The 18,926-nt window shown below is 72.6% G+C and carries 21 protein-coding genes; 16 read left to right on the top strand and 5 right to left on the bottom strand.

Annotated elements, in window-relative coordinates; genetic code table 11:
* Positions 1–162: 162 nt before the first annotated feature.
* The 8 genes from ESG85_RS04840 (at position 163) to ESG85_RS04805 (ending at position 7,040) form a co-directional block, all read left to right on the top strand.
* Complete coding sequence (locus ESG85_RS04840) at positions 163–810, top strand: HAD family hydrolase (RefSeq protein WP_128976763.1); 648 nt, start codon at positions 163–165, stop codon at positions 808–810.
* A gap of 43 nt (positions 811–853) precedes the next feature.
* On the top strand, positions 854–2,059 hold the full coding sequence (locus tag ESG85_RS04835; protein WP_128976762.1) for an MFS transporter: 1,206 nt from the start codon (positions 854–856) through the stop codon (positions 2,057–2,059).
* Entirely contained in the window at positions 2,028–3,206 is a 1,179-nt protein-coding gene (locus tag ESG85_RS04830) for an acetoin utilization protein AcuC (RefSeq protein WP_181018964.1), read from the top strand. The genes ESG85_RS04835 and ESG85_RS04830 overlap by 32 nt, the downstream gene beginning before the upstream one ends.
* A gap of 183 nt (positions 3,207–3,389) precedes the next feature.
* Positions 3,390–4,205, top strand: coding sequence for a phosphatase (locus ESG85_RS04825; protein ID WP_128976761.1), 816 nt, complete (start codon positions 3,390–3,392; stop codon positions 4,203–4,205).
* 126 nt (positions 4,206–4,331) lie between these two features.
* A complete protein-coding gene (locus ESG85_RS04820) occupies positions 4,332–4,541 on the top strand; it encodes a helix-turn-helix domain-containing protein (RefSeq protein WP_046910004.1) in 210 nt (69 codons plus the stop codon).
* 161 nt (positions 4,542–4,702) lie between these two features.
* Positions 4,703–4,801 (top strand): 30S ribosomal protein bS22, encoded by a 99-nt coding sequence (locus ESG85_RS04815; protein WP_003948845.1) that lies wholly within the window; start codon positions 4,703–4,705, stop codon positions 4,799–4,801.
* Between the two features lie 143 nt (positions 4,802–4,944).
* On the top strand, positions 4,945–5,997 hold the full coding sequence (locus tag ESG85_RS04810) for an NAD-dependent epimerase/dehydratase family protein (RefSeq protein WP_128976760.1): 1,053 nt from the start codon (positions 4,945–4,947) through the stop codon (positions 5,995–5,997).
* 14 nt (positions 5,998–6,011) lie between these two features.
* Positions 6,012–7,040, top strand: coding sequence for a lysophospholipid acyltransferase family protein (locus ESG85_RS04805; protein ID WP_128976759.1), 1,029 nt, complete (start codon positions 6,012–6,014; stop codon positions 7,038–7,040).
* A 125-nt stretch (positions 7,041–7,165) separates the two neighbouring features.
* Here the strand turns inward: ESG85_RS04805 and ESG85_RS04800 are convergent, their stop codons facing one another.
* The 3 genes from ESG85_RS04800 to ESG85_RS04790 form a co-directional block, all read right to left on the bottom strand.
* Positions 7,166–8,359 carry a DUF5667 domain-containing protein gene (locus ESG85_RS04800; RefSeq protein WP_128976758.1) on the bottom strand — a complete coding sequence of 398 codons (1,194 nt, stop codon included), beginning with the start codon at positions 8,357–8,359 and terminating at the stop codon, positions 7,166–7,168.
* 346 nt (positions 8,360–8,705) lie between these two features.
* Entirely contained in the window at positions 8,706–9,521 is an 816-nt protein-coding gene (locus tag ESG85_RS04795; protein WP_128976757.1) for an ECF subfamily RNA polymerase sigma factor, BldN family, read from the bottom strand.
* Between the two features lie 433 nt (positions 9,522–9,954).
* Entirely contained in the window at positions 9,955–10,908 is a 954-nt protein-coding gene (locus tag ESG85_RS04790) for an HAD family hydrolase (protein WP_128976756.1), read from the bottom strand.
* 149 nt (positions 10,909–11,057) lie between these two features.
* Between ESG85_RS04790 and ESG85_RS04785 the strand changes: the two genes are divergently transcribed.
* The 7 genes from ESG85_RS04785 (at position 11,058) to ESG85_RS04755 (ending at position 17,961) form a co-directional block, all read left to right on the top strand.
* On the top strand, positions 11,058–11,348 hold the full coding sequence (locus ESG85_RS04785; protein WP_128976755.1) for a glutaredoxin family protein: 291 nt from the start codon (positions 11,058–11,060) through the stop codon (positions 11,346–11,348).
* Positions 11,349–11,620: 272 nt separating this feature from the next.
* The gene (locus ESG85_RS04780) at positions 11,621–12,418 is read left to right on the top strand and encodes a redox-sensing transcriptional repressor Rex (RefSeq protein WP_128976754.1); all 798 of its coding nucleotides are present in this window, start codon (positions 11,621–11,623) and stop codon (positions 12,416–12,418) included.
* Positions 12,415–13,779, top strand: coding sequence for a glutamyl-tRNA reductase (locus ESG85_RS04775; RefSeq protein ID WP_128976753.1), 1,365 nt, complete (start codon positions 12,415–12,417; stop codon positions 13,777–13,779). Before ESG85_RS04780 ends, ESG85_RS04775 begins: the two co-directional genes overlap by 4 nt.
* Positions 13,776–14,762, top strand: a complete 987-nt coding sequence (gene hemC, locus ESG85_RS04770) for a hydroxymethylbilane synthase (RefSeq protein WP_128976752.1) — start codon at positions 13,776–13,778, stop codon at positions 14,760–14,762. Before ESG85_RS04775 ends, hemC begins: the two co-directional genes overlap by 4 nt.
* Positions 14,759–16,429, top strand: a complete 1,671-nt coding sequence (locus ESG85_RS04765; protein WP_128976751.1) for a bifunctional uroporphyrinogen-III C-methyltransferase/uroporphyrinogen-III synthase — start codon at positions 14,759–14,761, stop codon at positions 16,427–16,429. The genes hemC and ESG85_RS04765 overlap by 4 nt, the downstream gene beginning before the upstream one ends.
* A gap of 162 nt (positions 16,430–16,591) precedes the next feature.
* Positions 16,592–17,593 carry a porphobilinogen synthase gene (gene hemB, locus ESG85_RS04760; protein ID WP_128976750.1) on the top strand — a complete coding sequence of 334 codons (1,002 nt, stop codon included), beginning with the start codon at positions 16,592–16,594 and terminating at the stop codon, positions 17,591–17,593.
* Between the two features lie 95 nt (positions 17,594–17,688).
* A complete protein-coding gene (locus ESG85_RS04755; RefSeq protein WP_128976764.1) occupies positions 17,689–17,961 on the top strand; it encodes a DUF1876 domain-containing protein in 273 nt (90 codons plus the stop codon).
* A 106-nt stretch (positions 17,962–18,067) separates the two neighbouring features.
* Here the strand turns inward: ESG85_RS04755 and ESG85_RS04750 are convergent, their stop codons facing one another.
* Together ESG85_RS04750 and ESG85_RS34835 are read right to left on the bottom strand one after the other, a co-directional pair.
* Positions 18,068–18,286, bottom strand: a complete 219-nt coding sequence (locus ESG85_RS04750; protein WP_128976749.1) for a hypothetical protein — start codon at positions 18,284–18,286, stop codon at positions 18,068–18,070.
* A gap of 58 nt (positions 18,287–18,344) precedes the next feature.
* Positions 18,345–18,485, bottom strand: a complete 141-nt coding sequence (locus ESG85_RS34835) for a hypothetical protein (protein ID WP_164986165.1) — start codon at positions 18,483–18,485, stop codon at positions 18,345–18,347.
* Between the two features lie 89 nt (positions 18,486–18,574).
* Here ESG85_RS34835 and ESG85_RS04745 point away from each other — a divergent pair.
* On the top strand, positions 18,575–18,926 hold a 352-nt coding region (locus tag ESG85_RS04745; RefSeq protein ID WP_164986164.1), incomplete at its 3' end, for a helix-turn-helix domain-containing protein.

Genomic DNA, 18,926 nt, shown 5'->3' with positions numbered 1-18,926 from the left:
CCCTGTGGGAGAGTAGGACGCCGCCGAACAATCATTGTGGGAAAGCCCCGCACCTTATGGTGCGGGGCTTTTCTGCGTTCACCGGCAAAACGGTCGGCCGTGGCCGTTCCGGCCCCGGCACAGCGTATCCAGCGGGAGCGGGCAGGGCCGTAGGTTGAGGGCATGCGCTATGACCTGGTCATCTTCGACAACGACGGCGTGCTCGTCGACAGTGAGCCGATCTCCAACACCATCCTGGCCGGCTACCTCAGCGAGCTCGGGCATCCCACCTCGTACGAGGACTCGATCCGTGACTTCATGGGGTCGGCCCTGCACCGCGTGCACGAGCTGGTCCTGGAGAAGTACGGGCAGGAGCTGCCGGCCGATTTCGACGAGACGTTCCACGGCCGCGTCTTCGACGCGTTCCGGCGGGAGTTGACGGCCGTCGACGGGGCGGCCGACGTGCTGAAGGGGCTGGCAGCGGCCGGGGTGCCGTACTGCGTGGCCTCCTCGGGGAGTCATGAGCGGATCCGCGTCGGACACCGGGCCACCGGCCTCGACGTCTGGTTCCGGGACGGGACCGTGTTCAGCTCCGAGGACGTCGGTCGGGGCAAGCCGGCGCCGGACCTCTTCCTCCATGCCGCCGAGCGGATGGGCGTGGCGCCCGAGCGCTGTGTGGTGATCGAGGACAGCGCGCTCGGGGTGCAGGCCGCGGTGGCGGCCGGGATGGACGTGTACGGGTACACCGCGATGACGCCGCGGGAGCGGCTCACCGGCGTGACCGGCTCGTTCGACAGGATGGACACGCTGCTCGCGACATTGGGGTGGTGATCGCTCTACCGCCCGGTAGCCTCCGGCCCTACGCTGTGCCGCCATGACGGATGCGCGGTTGCGGCGTGGGCGGGGATCCCTGGGGCTCGGTTTCTTCGTGCAGGGCGTCACCTTCGCCCTGCTCGTGACCCGGATACCGGCGATCCAGGACCGGTACGGGATATCCGACGGGCTGCTGCCCGTCTTCCTCGCCGCCGTGCCCGTACTGGCCGGCGTGTCCAGCGTCGTCACCGAGAAGCTCGTGGCACGGGTCGGGCCCTCCGTGGTGCTGCGGTGGTCCCAGCCCGTCGTCCTGCTGGCCCTGACGGCCGTCGGTGCCGGCTCGGAACTGTGGGCGGCGGCCGTGGCGTTGGGCGTGTTCGGCCTGGCGGTCGGTGCGCTGGACGCGTCGATGAACATGCTGGGCGTCAGCCTCCAGCGGGCGTACGGCCGGAGCATCATGCTCGGTTTCCACGCCGCGTACAGCCTCGGCGGCATCGCCGGTGCCTCGCTCGCCTGGGTCGGGGCGCACTGGCACCTGTCGCTCCTCGCCTCCTATCTCCCGGTGGTGGCGGTGCTGCTGCCGGTCGCGTTCGTCGGGAGCCGTTGGTACGTGGACGGGCGGGCCGACGGGCCGGAGTCCGGGCAGGTCCGGGAGGCGGAGGGGAGCGGGGTGGCGTTCCGGGTGCTGCTGCCGCTGTGCATGGTCATGACCTTCGCGTACATCGGGGACTCGACGGTCTCCAACTGGTCGGCGAAGTACCTCCAGGACGTGCTGCACAGTTCGGAGGAGCTGGCGACCGTGCCGTACAACGCGTACATGGTGACGACGCTGCTCGGGCGGGCCGTCGGGGACTTCGGGGTGCGGCGGCTCGGCGCGGTCCTGGTGGTGCGGGCCGGTGCGGTGCTGGCGGCGCTCGGGTTCGCGGTGGTGGCGGTGGCGCCGGGGCCCTGGACGGGCATGGCCGGGTTCACGGTGCTCGGGCTCGGTCTGAGCGTGGTCGTGCCGCAGACCTTCGCCGCCGCCGGCCGGCTCTTCCCCGGGGCGAGCGACGCCGCGGTGGCGCGGCTCAACGTGTTCAACTACGTCGGCTTCCTGATCGGTTCGCCCCTCGTCGGGGCGCTGGGGGACGCCTGGGACTATCGCGGGGCGATGCTGGTGCCGATGGTGCTGGTGCTCGTCACGGTGGTGTATGCCACGTCGTTCGGTTCGGCGCGGGCCCGCTACGGTGGCTCGCATGAGCGGCCGCACACTGTTGATGTGGGATGAAGCTGTCACGGGCTACGACTTCGGTCGCGAGCACCCGATGGATCCGGTCCGGCTCGCGCTGACCATGGGTCTGGTGCGGGCGTACGGGCTCGACCGGGCGGTGGACGTGGTGGCCGCGAAGCCGGCGGGGGAGTCGACGCTGCGGCTCGTGCACCGTGAGGACTACGTGGCGGCGGTGCGGGCCGCCTCGGCGGACCCGCGGTCGGCCGACCAGTCGTACGGGCTCGGCACGGTGGACGACCCGGCGTTCGCCGGGATGCACGAGGTGTCGGCGCTGATCGCCGGGCAGTCGGTGGGCGCGGCGGAGGCGGTGTGGCGCGGGGAGGCGGCGCACGCGGTGAACTTCGCGGGCGGCCTGCACCACGCGATGCCGGGTGCCGCGTCCGGGTTCTGCATCTACAACGACGCCGCGCTGGCGATCGCCCGGCTGCTGGAGCTGGGTGCGGAGCGGGTCGCGTACGTGGACGTGGACGTGCACCACGGGGACGGGGTGCAGGCGGCGTTCTGGGACGACCCGCGGGTCCTGACGATCTCGCTGCACGAGCATCCGCGGACGCTGTTCCCGCAGACCGGCTGGCCGGAGGAGACGGGCGCGGCCGGCGCGGGCGAGGGCGGCGCGGTGAACGTGGCGCTTCCGGCGGGGACCGGGGACGCGGGCTGGCTGCGGGCGTTCCACTCGGTGGTGCCGGAGCTGCTGGCCGATTTCCGGCCGCAGGTGCTGGTGACGCAGCACGGCGCGGACACCCACTTCGAGGACCCGCTGGCGCATCTGGCGGTGTCGCTGGACGCGCAGCGGGCGGTGCAGGAGGCGTGTCACGAGCTGGCGCACGCGCACGCCGAGGGCGGCAGGTGGGTGGCGCTCGGCGGGGGCGGGTACGCGGTCGTGGACGTCGTCCCGCGGTCGTGGACGCATCTGGTGGGGATCGCGGCGCACGCGCCGGTCGATCCGGAGTCGGTGATCCCGTCCTCGTGGCGGGACGAGGTGTACGCGCGGACCCGGCAGCCGGGGCCGATGCGGATGACGGACGGGCGGTGGCCGGTCGGCTGGCGGGGCTGGGAGGACGGCTACGATCCGGCGGACCGGCTGGACCAGGCGGTGCTGGCGACCCGTCGCTCGGTGTTCCCGCTGCGGGGCCTGCTGGCCTGACGGGGCGCCGGGCCGGCCGTACGGGGTCCGTTCCGGCCGTCCTCCGTCCCTGCTCGCGCTCCCGCCGTCGGCCTGTTCTGTTCGTACGGTCCGCGCGTACGGACCGGGTGGCCGTTACGCCGACCGTGCGTCATCCGGCAGGTTCCGCCCCCCGTGCAGGGTCGTTCCGGCAGCATCGGCAGGGTGCTGAGTACCGGGGCGCTGCGGGCGCATCTGTTGGCGGCCGGGTTGGCCGGGACCGTGGCGACCTCGCGGGAGGTGAGCCTGCGGAGCTATCGACTGTTCGCCGCCCGCGATCCGCGGGTGACCCTGGGGCTGGATCCGGCGTGGGGCTGGGACGAGGGTGAACTGCTGCGGCTGATGGCGGACAAGTGCGGGGTGTCGGACGATCCGGCGCACCGCTCGGGGCCGGACGTGATCGATCCGGAGCGGACGCTCGGAGCGCTCGCCGCGTTCGCGGAGCGGCTCGCGGCGGCGGCGCGGCGGCGGGCTCCGGTGCTCTTCGGGACGGGACATCCGCACCGGCTGCTCGGTTTCTACGCCGCGCTCGCAGACGCTTTGTCGGCGGCGGGATGTCTTGTTCTCACCCCGGCGCAGGGTAGACGTGTCGACATAACGACCCGGTTCGGCGTACGCACGCACCTTCTGGACTACGTACGGGGGGTCGCGCTGGTGCGCGATGCGGACCTGCCGCCCGCAGGGCGTGAACCGGGGGCGCACACGCACTCGCCGCTGCCGGTCAGGGCGGCGCTGGAGGGCGCCGCCGAGGCGGGCGGGCCGCTTCCGGAGCTGGTGGTGGGCGACCACGGCTGGGTCTGCGGGGCAGGTCAGCTGGGTATCGAGGCCATCGGGCTCGCCGACACGGACGACCCGGCGCTGTTCGTGGGAGAGGCGGAGGGACAGGTGTCGGTCGCCGTTCCGCTGGATGACGGGGTGCGCTCGGACTACTACCGTCCACTCACTCGCTATGTACTCAATCGAGCGTGTCTGTCACGGTAAACGGCCGATGGTTGCTCCTCTTCCCCACTCGCACCACCCGCCCCTACTCTGGGCGTGAGCGCTCGGCGACGAAGAGTCACCGGAGGGGAAGCCGGTGGGCGTCGCGGCGGAAGGTACAGGTGGGTCATGGCTGCTGGCGACAGGCCTCTCAACGAGGTGAAGTTTCTGACCGTGGCGGAGGTCGCCTCGGTGATGCGCGTCTCGAAGATGACCGTGTACCGCTTGGTGCACAGCGGTCATCTGCCGGCGATCCGGGTGGGCAGGTCCTTCCGGGTGCCCGAGCAGGCGGTGCACGAATACCTCAGGGAGTCGTTCGTGGGGGTGGCGACCGCGTAGCGGGCGCGCGGCCGGAAGGTCCCGGAGCCCGAAACCGCCCTCGGATTACGAGCCGGTCGCTCGGGGCGGTAGGCTAGCCCCTCGTAGGTCGTGTGGGCCCAGACGCCCCGCACCGATCCCCGCTGGCGCGGGGATGTTCCGAGAAGTGAGCGAGGGTAGTCGTGGGCTCTGTTATCAAGAAGCGGCGTAAGCGGATGGCCAAGAAGAAGCACCGCAAGCTGCTCAAGCGCACGCGCGTTCAGCGTCGCAACAAGAAGTAAGCGACGCGGCACGACCGCGTACGGCGTCAGGCGTGGCCCCTCACCGATTGTCCGGTGGGGGGCCACGCTTTATTGCGCGGAAACACCGAGGCGCTACGGTGGCGGTCAGCGGAACACCGGTCCACCGACGGAAGGCGCTTCTCTTGGGCAAGGTCGTGCTCGTCACCGGTGCGGCCCGGCACCTCGGTGCGCGTTTCGTCCGGCGCGTCCAGCGGGACCCGGACGTGGAGCGGGTGGTCGCCCTGGACGCCGTGCCCTCGCCGCACCCGCTCGGCGACGCCGAGTTCGTCCGGGCGGACATCCGGCAGCCGGCCGTCGCCAAGGTCCTGGCCCAGTACGACGTCGACACCGTCGTCCACATGGACGTCACCGGGACGGCGCTGGGCTCCGGCGGCCGCACGTCGGTCAAGGAGACCAACGTCATCGGCACCATGCAGCTGCTCGGCGCGTGCCAGAAGGCGCCCAGGATCCAGCGGCTGGTGGTGAAGTCCAGCACCAGCGTGTACGGCTCCGCGCCCCGCGACCCGGCGGTCTTCACCGAGACCACGCCGGCGAAGTCGCTGCCGAGCGGCGGCTTCGCGAAGGACGCGGTGGAGGTCGAGGGATACGTCCGGGGCTTCGCCCGGCGCCGGCCGGACGTGGCGGTGTGCGTGCTGCGGTTCGCGAACATCCTCGGGCCGCGGGTGGACTCCCCGCTCGCCGAGTACCTCGACCTGCCGGTGCTGCCCACGGTCTTCGGCTACGACCCGCGGCTGCAGTTCGTCCACGAGGACGACGTCATCGACGTCCTGGAGCTCGCGTCGCGCGAGCCGCGCCGCGCCACCCTGAACAGCGGCACCTTCAACATCGCGGGCGACGGCGTGCTGCTGCTCTCCCAGTGCGCCCGCCGGCTCGGACGGCCGACGGTGCCGGTGCTGCTGCCCGCGGTCACCTGGGTGGGCCAGGCGCTGCGCACGGTAGGCGTCACCGACTTCTCGCCGGAGCAGATCCGGCTCCTCACCCACGGCCGGGTGGTGTCGACCGTCCAGATGCGCGAGACCCTCGGCTTCCGGCCGCGCCGCACCACCGCCGAGGCCTTCGCGGACTTCGCGGACAGCCGCGGGCCGGGGCTGCTGCCGCCGGAGCTGCTCGCGGGGGCCGTGGACCGGCTCGCCGGGCGGCTCGCGCCCGAACCGACCTCCACGACCGCGGAATAGGAGCCCAGAACGCGATGGCGGACGCCAAGGTCATCCCCTTCGACGACGACCGCTCACGGGCGCGCCGGAGGCCCTCCAGGAGCGACGGCGAGGCCTCCGTACGGGCGCTGCCGGCGCAGCAGCCGGACGGGCGGCAGCAGGCCGGGGGGACGACCCAGGCGCCGCCCGCCCCGCCTTCCCCGTCCGCGGCACCGCCGGCGTCCGGCGGCTGGGAGCGGCGGCTCGCCGAGGGGCTGGCGTTCCTGCGGCGGCGGGTCACGGGCGACTACGAGGTCGACGAGTTCGGCTACGACGAGGAGCTCACCGACCAGGTCCTGATGTCGCTGCTGCGCCCGGTGTACGAGAAGTACTTCCGGGTGGAGGTGAAGGGCGTCGACAACATCCCGAAGGAGGGCGGCGCCCTCGTGGTGGCGAACCACTCGGGGACGCTGCCGCTGGACGGCCTGATGATGCAGGTCGCCGTCCACGACCATCACCCGGCGGGGCGTCATCTGCGGCTGCTCGCCGCCGACCTGGTCTTCATGCTGCCGGTGGTGAACGAGCTGGCCCGCAAGGCGGGGCACACGCTGGCCTGCGCGGAGGACGCGGAGCGGCTGCTGAGGGCCGGGGAGATCGTCGGGGTGATGCCGGAGGGCTTCAAGGGCATCGGGAAACCGTTCGCGGAGCGGTACAAGCTGCAGCGCTTCGGGCGCGGCGGCTTCGTGTCGACGGCGCTGCGGGCGGGGGTGCCGATCGTGCCGTGCTCGATCGTGGGCGCGGAGGAGATCTACCCGATGCTGGGCAACGCCAGGACCCTGGCGCGGGTGCTCGGCCTGCCGTACTTCCCGCTGACGCCGACGTTCCCGTGGCTGGGTCCGCTGGGCGCGCTGCCGCTGCCGACGAAGTGGACGATCCAGTTCGGCGAGCCGATCCCGACGGACGGCTATCCGCTGGAGGCGGCGGAGGACCCGATGCTGATGTTCAACCTGACGGACCAGGTCCGCGAACAGATCCAGCACACGCTGTACAAGCTGTTGGTGCAGCGGCGGTCGGTGTTCTTCTGACCGTACGCGGAGACGTACGGAATGGGCGCGCGAACCGCAGGAGTGGGCGCGCGGAGGTGGGGGCGCGCGGAGGTGGGGGCGCCGCCCTGCCGGGTGGCGCCCCCACCTCCCTCCGTACCGCCGCGCTAGTTCGCGTCGCTGCTGTCGATGCCCAGGCCGGGGAGCAGGCCCGGGAGGATCGGCGGGATCGTCACGTCCGGGACCGGCGGGGTCGACTCGGCGCCGGACGGGTCGGTGCTCGGGCCCATGTGCGGCGGCTTGAGCAGGTCGCCGGTGCCGCCGAGCAGACCGTCGTCCTCCGGCGCGCCCGTGTCCGAGCCCGAGGGCTTCGGCTGTGCGGACGTGCCGCCGTGGGACGGGGCGGCGGACGAGGCGTGCGGGCTCTGGGGCGTGGTCGGCGAGGTGCTTCCCGGCGTGCTCGGGCGGCCGGTTCCGACCGCGCCGCGCTCGGGGGTGCGCGGGAGGACGGACTGGAGCGGCTCGACCTCTTCGTCTATGGCGTCGAAGACGTCGTTCACCTCGTCGCCCACGTCCGTGAGCTGGACCGGGAGGCGGTGGCGCAGCCCGTCCCAGGTGGCGCGGTGCGCCTGGGCGAAGGAGTTGAGCCGGGCCATGGGCCCGATCTCGCCGTCCCGTTCGTACGCCTGGCGGAGCAGGCGGTGGCCTTCGGAGGCGTCGTGCTTCATGCCGTCGAGGACGCGGCGGATCTCGCCGAGCGACTCGTGGTCGAGGTCGCCGGCCCGGCCGCGCTCCATCAGCCGGCGGGCCTCGCTCAGGCGGGTGGACGCCTGGTCGAGGTAGAGGCCGCCGCGGTCGGCGTCGTCGTCCGCCATCCCCAGCTTGATGTCCTCCATGCCGCGCTTGAGGCCGTAGAGCGAGTCACCGGGGAGGGCGTCGGAGCTGGCAGCGGCCACTCCGCTGAACGCTCCGGCGGCCACGCCGACGGTGAGGCCGCCCGCGGCGAGGCCCTTCGACCAGCGGGAGCGCGGCCGCAACTTCCGGAGCGGGGAGGCCCGGTGGGCTCCCTTGCCTCCGGCGGTCCGCTGCTCCGGCACCGTAGGGCCCGCGGCCGCGGTTCCCTCCGCGAGCATCGCTTCCATGGCGGCGACGAGCTGGGCTCGCTGCACCACCTTGACCTCGGGGTCCATCTCCGGTCTCGGCAGCTCGCCGAGACCGTTCGCCAGGGCCAACAGCCGTCCGTGCTCGGCCGGTTCGGCCGACGCGTCGGGCTGCTCGGCCGCCGCGCCCTCGGACGTCCGATCCTCCAGGGCCTGGGCGAAGGCGTTCGCCCGCCGGTGCGCCGAAACGTTCGCGATCACTGGCGGCACCTCCTCTCGTCATGACGGTCGACTCCCCGAGGGGTTCGGAAGGTTGCACACCTTGAACGCATCCACACGAAAGAGTGAGTGGAAGTGGACATGGCGTGACCACAGGGAGCCTGCATTTCGCACAACGAGCGGCGCGGCACTTGGGTTACGCGCGAAAGATGATCGGACCAGTGCGTCATCGAGGCGTCACCGACTGTGAGTTGAACGGGGAGGCGGGGGACGGAGGAACGGCGGGCGTACGGGACGTACGGGACGGGCGGGGCGGGCGGGGTGTGCGAGGACTGCGGTGCCGGCGACGGCGGTGCGGGCGGCGGCGCGTGTGGGGGGCGCGCAGCGCTCAGCGGGCGTCGTCCGGGAGGAGACGGGCCAGGGTGCGCACGGCCCGGTACTGGAGGGTCTTGATCGCTCCCTCGTTCTTGCCCATGACCCGGGCGGTCTCGGCGACCGACAGGCCCTGGAGGAAGCGGAGCGTCACGCACTCCTGCTGCTGCGGGTTGAGGCGGCGGACGGCGTCGAGGAGCGCGGCGTTGGAGAGGGACTCGAGGACGGAGTCCTCGGGGCTGCGCTCGACCTCGTTGGCGTCGAGCATCTCGCCGGTGGTGACCTCCAGGCGGAAGCGGCTCGACTTGAAGTGGTCCGCGACGAGGTTGCGGGCGATGGTGACGAGCCAGGCGCCGAAGTCGCGGCCCTGCCAGGTGAAGGTGGAGATCCGGCGCAGGGCACGCAGGAACGTCTCACTGGTGAGGTCCTCCGCCGTCGCCTTGCCGCCGACGCGGTAGTAGATGTAGCGGTAGACGGTGTCGCTGTACTGGTCGTAGAGCCGGCCGAAGGCCTCGGCCTCGCCGGCCTGGGCACGCTCGACCAGCTCCATCATCCGGGCGCTGTCGCTGTCCGCGGTGGGCCGGCGGGCGGCGGTCGAGGTGCCGGAGCCGCCCCGGGTGCCGCGTCTGCCGACGGCGGCGCCGCTCTCGGCCAGGGCATAGCAAGGACCGGCGGGTGCCGGCCCGGCGAAGGCGGACCCGGCGAAGGCCGGTCCGCCGAAAGCGGGGACAGAGCCGGCGTACGCGGTGGGGACGAAGCCGCGCAAGTGGTCGAGGACCGTTGCGCGCAGCGTAGCCAGGCCCGAGGCGTCAACCCCGACGTGTGGGTACACGGGACTCCCAGAGGCAGAGCTTCCATCACGTGCAGTGCGGGACCGTTCACTCATGGTGGCGAAGTGCGGGTCCGTCGTGCGTCTGAGGAGAATAACGCTTAGTACAGGCAGCGCTACACCCAGTTGCTCAAATCATCGATTCAGTCTTATCTCTTACGGCTTGTGGTCGTGGTCACTCCCACTTGATGACCGGTTGTTGATCGGTTTGCTTCCGACTGTGATCAACCACGGGCCCGCTTGTGCTCAAGTGCGGTAGAGGGGAGTGACCCGAGCCGCTGCCGGGTAGGGAGTGCGGAATGCCCGGGGGGTGCCCTGTGCGGGGCGTGTTCGACCACGGACGGGTGAGGGCCGCTGGTCGCGGGTTGTCGCGGTCGATCGCGGCCGAAACGTATCGGCATGATCGGTGCAATCCGTACGGGCGGACGCCCGGGGTTCAGCGGCGGCGGCGGTGCAGCGCGAGCGCGGCGGCGGTGCCGCCCGCGAGGGCGCCGACGCCCGCGGCGGCCGGGATGCCCACCTTCGCCGCCTTGCGGCCGGTGCGGTAGTCGCGCAGCCGCCAGTCGCGGTCCCTGGCGTGCCGGCGCAGCTTGGTGTCCGGGTTGATCGCGTACGGGTGGCCCACCAGCGAGAGCATCGGGATGTCGTTGTGCGAGTCGCTGTACGCGGCGCACCGCGCGAGGTCCAGGCCCTCGGCGGCGGCCAGCGCGCGCACGGCCTCGGCCTTGGCGGGGCCGTGCAGCAGCTCGCCGACCAGCTTGCCGGTGTAGACGCCGTCGACCGACTCGGCGACCGTGCCGAGCGCGCCCGTCAGCCCGAGGCGGCGGGCGATGATCGCGGCGGTCTCCACCGGGGCCGCGGTCACCAGCCACACCTTCTGGCCGGCGTCCAGGTGCGCCTGGGCGAGCGCGCGGGTGCCGGGCCAGATCCGGTCGGCCATGTACTCGTCGTAGATCTCCTCGCCGATCGACATCAGTTCGGAGACGCGGTGGCCCTTGACGATGGACAGGGCGCTGTCGCGGGCCTCCTGCATGTGCTCGGGGTCCTCGACGCCGGCCAGCCGGAACCAGACCTGCGCCCAGGCGAACCGCGCGAGTTCGCGGCGCTGGAAGAACTTCCGCTTGTACAGGCCGCGGCCGAAGTGGAAGATCGCGGCGCCCTGCATCACCGTGTTGTCGAGGTCGAAGAAGGCGGCGGCCCGGGTGTCGCCGACGACGGGGAACTCCGGCTCCGCGGCCTCGGCGGCGGCTTCGGCGGCGGAGGCCTCTTCCCGCTCCTGTTCGAGCTGCTGCGAGGTCTTGCGCGCCGCCTCCGCGGCGGCCTCGCCTGCCAGGACGCTGCGCGCGGTGGCGGAGCGCCTACGGGTGGTGAGCCATCCGGGAGGGGCCATGCGGTGAGCATAGCCAGTCTGTTCGGTGCTTCCCGACTCGTGAGGATGCCGTCGTGTGAACAGTGGCGGACTCCTCTGTGACGGCCCCCGGGCGCCGGCGCCGCGGTCGTGGCTTCCGTGCCGCCGGCCCGGCCGGCCGGGCGCGCAGAATGGACGGCATGTTCGGACGTACGAGGAAGAGGAACGCCGCGCGGGAGAGCGGGCCGCGCACGGTGACGCTGATCGGCAGGCCGGGATGTCATCTGTGCGACGACGCCAGGGCGGTGATCGAGGCCGTCTGCGCCGAGACGGGAGCACTCTGGGAGGAGAAGGACATCACCCAGGACGAGGAGCTGTACCGCGCGTACTGGGAGCAGATCCCGGTCGTCCTGGTCGACGGGGAGCAGCACACCTTCTGGCGGGTGGACGCCGGGCGGCTCCGGCGCGAACTGGGTGCCTGACCGAAAGGCGGTTACCATCGTGGACGTTTTGTTGGGTTTCGGGGGCGGCGCCGTGAGGAGTGTGCGAGGTTTTGCCCCCTTCGGGTTTCCCACGCTCTGAGGCCGTCCGCGGTTCCGTACCGTCGCGATCCGGCCGCGTGACCCCGGTCACTTTGGCCGGACAAAACGGACACCATCTTTGTGCACGCGTTCACAAAGACATAGCCTGCATTCGACGGGGCGGTCCTGGGACACACGGCCGCCTGCAGCCCCGCTCATCCCGCAGGAGCACCGTGGCAACTGGCCGAACTCACCGACCGGCGACCCGTAGCCGAGGAATTCCCGAGGCCACCGTCGCCCGCCTTCCGCTGTATCTGCGTGCCCTCACGGCACTGTCGGAGCGCTCCGTTCCCACGGTCTCCTCCGAGGAGCTCGCGTCCGCGGCGGGCGTCAACTCCGCGAAGCTGCGCAAGGACTTCAGCTACCTCGGCTCGTACGGGACGCGCGGCGTCGGCTACGACGTCGAGTACCTCGTCTACCAGATCTCCCGCGAACTCGGCCTGACCCAGGACTGGCCGGTCGTGATCGTCGGCATCGGTAACCTCGGCGCCGCGCTCGCCGGCTACGGCGGCTTCGCCTCCCGCGGCTTCCGCGTCGCCGCGCTGATCGACGCCGACCCCGCCATGACCGGCAAGCCGGTCGCCGGGATCCCCGTCCAGCACAGCGACGACCTGGAGAAGATCGTCAGCGAGGACGGCGTCTCCATCGGCGTCATCGCCACCCCCGCGGGCGTCGCCCAGCAGGTCTGCGACCGGCTCGTGGCCGCCGGCGTCACCTCCATCCTCAACTTCGCGCCGACCGTGCTCTCCGTGCCCGACGGCGTGGACGTGCGCAAGGTCGACCTCTCCATCGAGCTGCAGATCCTCGCCTTCCACGAGCAGCGCAAGGCCGGCGAGGAGCCCGGCGCCGAGGCCGCCGCCGGCGGGCCCGCCGGCGCATCCGGCGCCGCCGTGCCGCCCGCCGCCCGTTCCACCGAGGACACGAGCCGCAAGGGACCTGACGGGGACATGCCCGCCGTGATGCCGGCATGAGCCTCCTCGTCGTCGGCCTCAGCCACCGCAGCGCCCCCGTCAGCGTCCTGGAGCGGGCCTCCCTCTCCGCCGACGCCCGCGCCAAGCTGCTCCACGACACCCTCGCCGCCGAACCGGCCGCCGAGGGCGCCGTCCTGGCCACCTGCAACCGCATCGAGCTCTACGCCGACGTGGACAAGTTCCACGCCGGTGTCGCCGAGCTGTCCACGCTGCTCGCCCAGCACAGCGGCGTCGGCCTCGAGGAGCTCACCCCCTACCTCTACGTCCACTACGAGGACCGGGCCGTCCACCACCTCTTCTCGGTGGCCTGCGGCCTGGACTCCATGGTCGTCGGCGAGGGCCAGATCCTCGGCCAGATCAAGGACGCCCTCGCGGTCGGCCAGGAGCTGCACACCGCCGGCCGCCTCCTGAACGACCTCTTCCAGCAGGCCCTGAGGGTCGGCAAGCGCGCCCACAGCGAGACCGGCATCGACCGGGCCGGCCAGTCGCTCGTCACCTTCGGACTCGAGCGACTCGTCGACGGCGCGGACGGCACCGACGTCGCGGACTGGGCCAAGGGCAAGCGCGCCCTCGTCATCGGCGCCGGCTCCATGTCCTCCCTCGCCGCCGCCACCCTCGCCCGGGCCGGCGTCGCCGAGATCGTGATCGCCAACCGCACCGCCGCCCGCGCCGACCGGCTCGTGGAGATCCTCACCGAGCCCGGTGGCACGGGCGTGGCGGCACGCGCCGTCGAAATGGTTGCCGTCGGCGACGAAATGGCCCGGGCGGACGTCGTCGTCTCCTGCACCGGCGCCACCGGACTCGTCCTCACCGGCGAGGCCGTCGAGACCGCGATGACCGGCCGCGAGACCCCGCTGTTCCTCCTCGACCTCGCGATGCCCCGCGACATCGACGCCGCCGCCCACCGGATGCCCGGCGTCCGGCTCGTCGACATCGAGTCGCTCGCCGAGGCCTCCGCCGACGCCCCCATGGCCGCCGACGTCGACCAGGTGCGCGGCATCGTCTCCGACGAGGTCGCCGCCTTCGGCGCCGCCCAGCGCGCCGCCCACATCACGCCGACCGTGATCGCCCTGCGCGCCATGGCCGCCGACGTGGTCGCCGGCGAGGTCGCCCGGCTGGAAGGCCGGCTGCCCGGCCTCGACGACAAGCAGCGCGCCGAGATCACCCAGACCGTGCGCCGGGTGGTCGACAAGCTCCTGCACGCGCCCACCGTGCGCGTCAAGCAGCTCGCGGGCGAGCCCGGCGGCGCCGGGTACGCGGACGCGCTGCGGACACTCTTCGACCTCGACCCGGAGACGGTTGCCTCCGTCAGCCGGGCCGACCGAAACGACGGCGACGTCAAGAACCGAGGGCGAGTATGACCGAGAGGGCACTGAGGCTCGGGACCAGGCGCAGCAAGCTCGCCATGGCCCAGTCCGGACATGTGGCCGACGCCGTCCGGCAGCTGACCGGCCGGCCCGTCGAGCTCGTGGAGATCACGACGTACGGGGACACCTCGCGCGAACACCTCGCGCAGATCGGCGGCACCGGCGTGTTCGTCGCCGCGCTGCGCGACGCGCTGCTCGCCGGCGAGGTCGACTTCGCCGTGCACTCCCTCAAGGACCTGCCGACCGCCCAGCACCCCGACCTGGTGCTGGCCGCGATCCCGCGCCGCGAGGACCCGCGCGACGTCCTCGTCGCCCGTCCGGGCGTCACCCTGGACACGCTGCCCGCCGGCGCCCGCGTCGGCACCGGCTCCCCGCGGCGCATGGCCCAGCTCAACGCGTACGCGCGCAGCCACGGCCTGACCATCGAGACCGTACCGATCCGCGGCAACATCGACACCCGCGTCGGCTACGTACGCAGCGGAGAACTGGACGCGGTGGTCCTCGCCGCGGCCGGACTCAACCGCATCGGCACGGCCGAGGAGCTCACCGGCTCCCTGTCCGTCGACCCCCTGTCGGTCGACGCGGTCCTGCCCGCCCCCGGCCAGGGGGCCCTGGCCGTCGAGTGCCCGGCGTCGAACGCCGGCCTCGTCTCCGCGCTCGCCGAGCTCGACGACCCGCTCACCCGGGCTGCCGTGACCGCCGAGCGAACCCTGCTCGCCGCCCTGGAGGCCGGCTGCTCCGCACCCGTGGGTGCGCTGGCCGACCTGCTGGCCGACGGCCCCGGCCACGAGCAGGCTGTCACCGAGATGCGCCTGCGCGGCGTCGTCGGCACCACCGACGGTTCCACGCTGGTGCAGCTGTCCACCACCGGTCCCGTACCCACCTCCTACGACGAGGCGGTGGCACTCGGACGCGAACTCGCGGACGAGATGCTCGCCAAGGGTGCGGCCGGTCTTATGGGGGAGCGAGCACTTTGAGCCCCACCAGCCCGACCACCAGCCCCGCGTCCGCCGCCTTCCCCGGCCACGGTCACGTCACCTTCCTCGGCGCCGGCCCCGGCGACCCCGGACTGCTGACGCTCCGGGCCGTCGAAGCCCTGGCCGGCGCGGACGTCCTGATCGCCGAGCCGGAGGTGCTCGAAGTCGTCCGCGGCCATGCGCGCGCGGGCGTGAGCACGCCTGAGCTGACGGTTGTCGACGAAGCGTCAACAACCGTCGGTGTCCCCGTGTTGAGGGATGCGACCAATCTTGTCATGGAGGCCGCGCGGGGCGGCAAGCGGGTCGTCCGTGCGGTGACCGGCGACCCCGGCCTCGACGGCAACGCCGGCCAGGAGATGCTCGCCTGCGCCTCCGCCGGCATCCCCTTCGAGGTCGTGCCCGGCGTCGCCACCGCCGTCGGCGTGCCCGCGTACGCCGGCGTGCCGCTGCGCGACGCCCAGGGCACCGACGTGCGCTTCGTCGACGCCCGCACCGCCGACGACCGCTGCTGGGCCGAGGTCGGGGCCTCCGACGGCACCGTCGTCGTCTCCACCTCCCTGGACTCGGTCGCCGCGGCGGCCGGCGAGCTGGTGGCGGCAGGCCGTAAGCCGGACACCCCGCTCACCGTGACCATCGCCGGCACCACCACGCGCCAGCGCACCTGGACCGCGACCCTCGGGACGATCGCCCAGGTCTTCAAGCAGGGCAAGGTCCTCCCCTCGCCCGAGGGCCACCGGCCGGTGATAGCCGTGGTCGGCGAGCGCAGCGCCCCCGCGCAGCGCGACCAGCTCGCGTGGTTCGAGTCCAAGCCGCTGTTCGGCTGGCGGGTGCTCGTGCCGCGCACCAAGGAGCAGGCCGCGTCGCTCTCCGACCAGCTGCGCTCCTACGGCGCGGTGCCGCACGAGGTGCCGACCATCGCCGTCGAGCCGCCGCGCACCCCGCAGCAGATGGAGCGGGCGGTCAAGGGCCTCGTCACCGGCCGCTACGAGTGGATCGCCTTCACCTCGGTCAACGCCGTCAAGGCCGTCCGCGAGAAGTTCGAGGAGTACGGGCTCGACGCCCGCGCCTTCGCCGGCATCAAGGTCGCCGCGGTCGGCGAGCAGACCGCGGCGGCGCTCGTCGACTTCGGCGTCAAGCCGGACCTGGTGCCGTCGGGCGAGCAGTCCGCCGCCGGCCTCCTGGAGGACTGGCCGCCCTACGACCCGGTCTTCGACCCGATCGACCGCGTCTTCCTGCCGCGCGCCGACATCGCCACCGAGACGCTGGTCGCCGGCCTCATCGAGCTCGGCTGGGAGGTCGACGACGTCACCGCCTACCGGACCGTCCGCGCGTCGCCGCCGCCGGCGGACACCCGCGAGGCGATCAAGGGCGGCGGCTTCGACGCGGTCCTCTTCACCTCCTCCTCGACCGTGCGGAACCTCGTCGGCATCGCCGGCAAGCCGCACAACGTCACGGTGATCGCCTGCATCGGCCCGGCGACCGCCAAGACGGCGGAGGAGCACGGCCTGCGCGTCGACGTCCTCTCGCCCGAGCCGTCGGTCCACAAGCTGGCGGAGGCCCTGGCCGAGTTCGGCCTCCGCCGCCGCGCCGCCGCCCTGGAGGCGGGCGACCCGGTCACCCGCCCGAGCGAACGCCGCCCGGGCGCGAGACGCCGCCGCACGACGTGACACCCACCGCGCGGGGCGCGGGCCCTCTCCGGGGCCCGCGCCCCGCGCGTCCGGGCCCGCGTCGCGGGCGGTCCGAGGGGGCGGGCAGGGGCCTCGCGAGGGGCGGGGGCGGCAACATCGTGTCGGTAAGTGCATGCCCGTCGCGGGCGTAGCCTCGGGTGCATGAACTCGTACGGAAGCTTTCCCGGGGCGCGCCCACGGCGGCTGCGGACGACGCCTGCCATGCGCCGGATGGTCGCCGAGACGCGGCTCCACCCGGCCGACCTGATCCTGCCCGCCTTCGTGCGGGAGGGCGTCACCGAGCCCGTGCCGATCGCCGCCATGCCCGGCGTCGTCCAGCACTCCCGCGACACCCTCCGCAAGGCCGCCGTCGAGGCGGTGGAGGCCGGCGTCTCCGGGATCATGCTCTTCGGCGTGCCCGAGGACGCGAAGAAGGACGCCGTCGGCACGGCCGGCACCGACCCGGACGGCATCCTCCAGGTCGCCATCCGCGACGTGAGGGCCGAGGTCGGCGACGACCTCGTCATCATGTCCGACCTGTGCCTCGACGAGTACACCGACCACGGACACTGCGGCGTCCTCGACGCCGCCGGCCGCGTCGACAACGACGCCACCCTGGAGCGGTACGCCGAGATGGCCCAGGTCCAGGCGGACGCCGGCGTCCACGTCGTCGGCCCCTCCGGGATGATGGACGGCCAGGTCGGCGTCGTCCGCGACGCCCTGGACACCATCGGCAAGGAGGACGTGTCGATCCTCGCGTACGCCGTGAAGTACTCCTCCGCCTTCTACGGGCCCTTCCGCGAGGCCGTCGCCTCCTCCCTGTCCGGCGACCGCAAGACGTACCAGCAGGACCCGGCCAATCTGCGCGAGTCCCTCCGCGAGCTCGCCCTCGACCTGGAGGAGGGCGCGGACATGGTCATGGTGAAGCCCGCCGGGCCCTACCTGGACGTCCTGGCCAGGGTCGCCGATTCGGTGGACGTGCCGGTCGCCGCGTACCAGATCAGCGGCGAGTACGCGATGGTCGAGGCGGCGGCGGAGAAGGGCTGGATCGACCGCGACAAGGCGATCCTCGAGACCCTGACCGGCATCCGCCGCGCCGGCGCGAAGATGATCCTCACCTACTGGGCCACCGAGGTCGCGCAGAAGCTCGCCCGCGGGCTCTGAGGCGGTCCCGACGGCTCTGGGCGAGCGGACTCCCCACCCGGGGATGCACCCTGGAGAGGTACCCGACAGGTACCTCTCTGGAGGTGGTCCTCATGATGAACACGCTCGTCGGCTGGCACGTCGAGATGGAATTCAAGGAAGAGGGAGACCGGACGCGGGCCGCGGCCATGGTGCGGCTCAGCGACGGCACCGAGATGCGCGGCCACGGCAACGCCAATCGCCACCCTTCCGACCCGGAGCAGCTGCGGGTCGGCGAGGAGATAGCCGGTGCCCGCGCGCTGATGGACATCGCCTCGCAGATGCTGCAGAAGGCGCACGTCGAGATCGACGAGGCGTCGGGGCGGACGTCCCATCCCATCCACCGCTGATCCCCCGGCTGGGTACGGCTTTCCGTACGTCTCCGTACGGGGGGCCCGTGCGGCTTTCCGTACGTCTACGTACGTCTCCGTGCGTCTCCGTGCCGCTCCGTGCGGCTCAGTACGTGAGGGCGTCCTCGGAGGATCGCTGCCAGTACGACACGGCGGCGCCGTCGTCGGCGAACGTGTCGCTCGGCGCCGTCACCGTCGTACCGCTGTCCGGGGTCAGGTCCACCCGGATCTTCCGCACCGTGCGCCCGTGGGTGTCGGCACCCGGCTCCCCGGTGAGGGCGAGGGCTGCGGCGGGCAGGGCGAGACGACGGGCGACGAGGCGCATGGTGGATTCCCCCGGGGTGGTGTGGGTCGGTGTCACTGGTGGCTGTCAGCGGTGGCTGTCACTGGTGGCCGAGCAGAACGATCACGACAGCGGCGCAGATGATCAGCACCGCCGCGGCCACTGCGTCGACGACGCGGCTCTCCGGCATGGCCACGAGCTTGCGGGGCGGGGTGATCCACGCGCAACGGACACGGGACAATGGGGGACGGTGGAACGCGTACACCCACGGTGAACTGGGGAAACGACCGTCCCCTGGAATGCGTTCCCGGGACGCGGAACGGGGGATTCATGGAGGGGGCGAACGGCCTCGCCGAACTGCTCAGGGGCCTGAAGGAGCGTTCAGGACGCAGTTACGGAGCACTGGCGAAGCAGCTGCACGTCAGCACCTCCACGCTGCACCGCTACTGCAACGGCGACGCCGTCCCGGCGGAATTCGCGCCCGTCGAACGGCTCGGGAGGCTCTGCGGGGCCACCCGCGACGAGCTCGTCGCGCTGCACCGCGCCTGGATCGTCGCCGACGAGACCCGAAGGCGCGGCAGGCCCGAAGCGGGCCCCACCCCGCCGGCCGTGTCCGCCGCCCCGGTCGCGTCCTCGGCGGCGTCCCCGCTCCCCGCGCCCGGCGGGCCCGCCCCCGGCCGGC

The sequence above is a fragment of the Streptomyces roseicoloratus genome (genome assembly GCF_004117935.1).
GTDB lineage: Bacteria > Actinomycetota > Actinomycetes > Streptomycetales > Streptomycetaceae > Streptomyces > Streptomyces roseicoloratus.
This window is presented reverse-complemented; position numbering and strand designations above follow the sequence as displayed.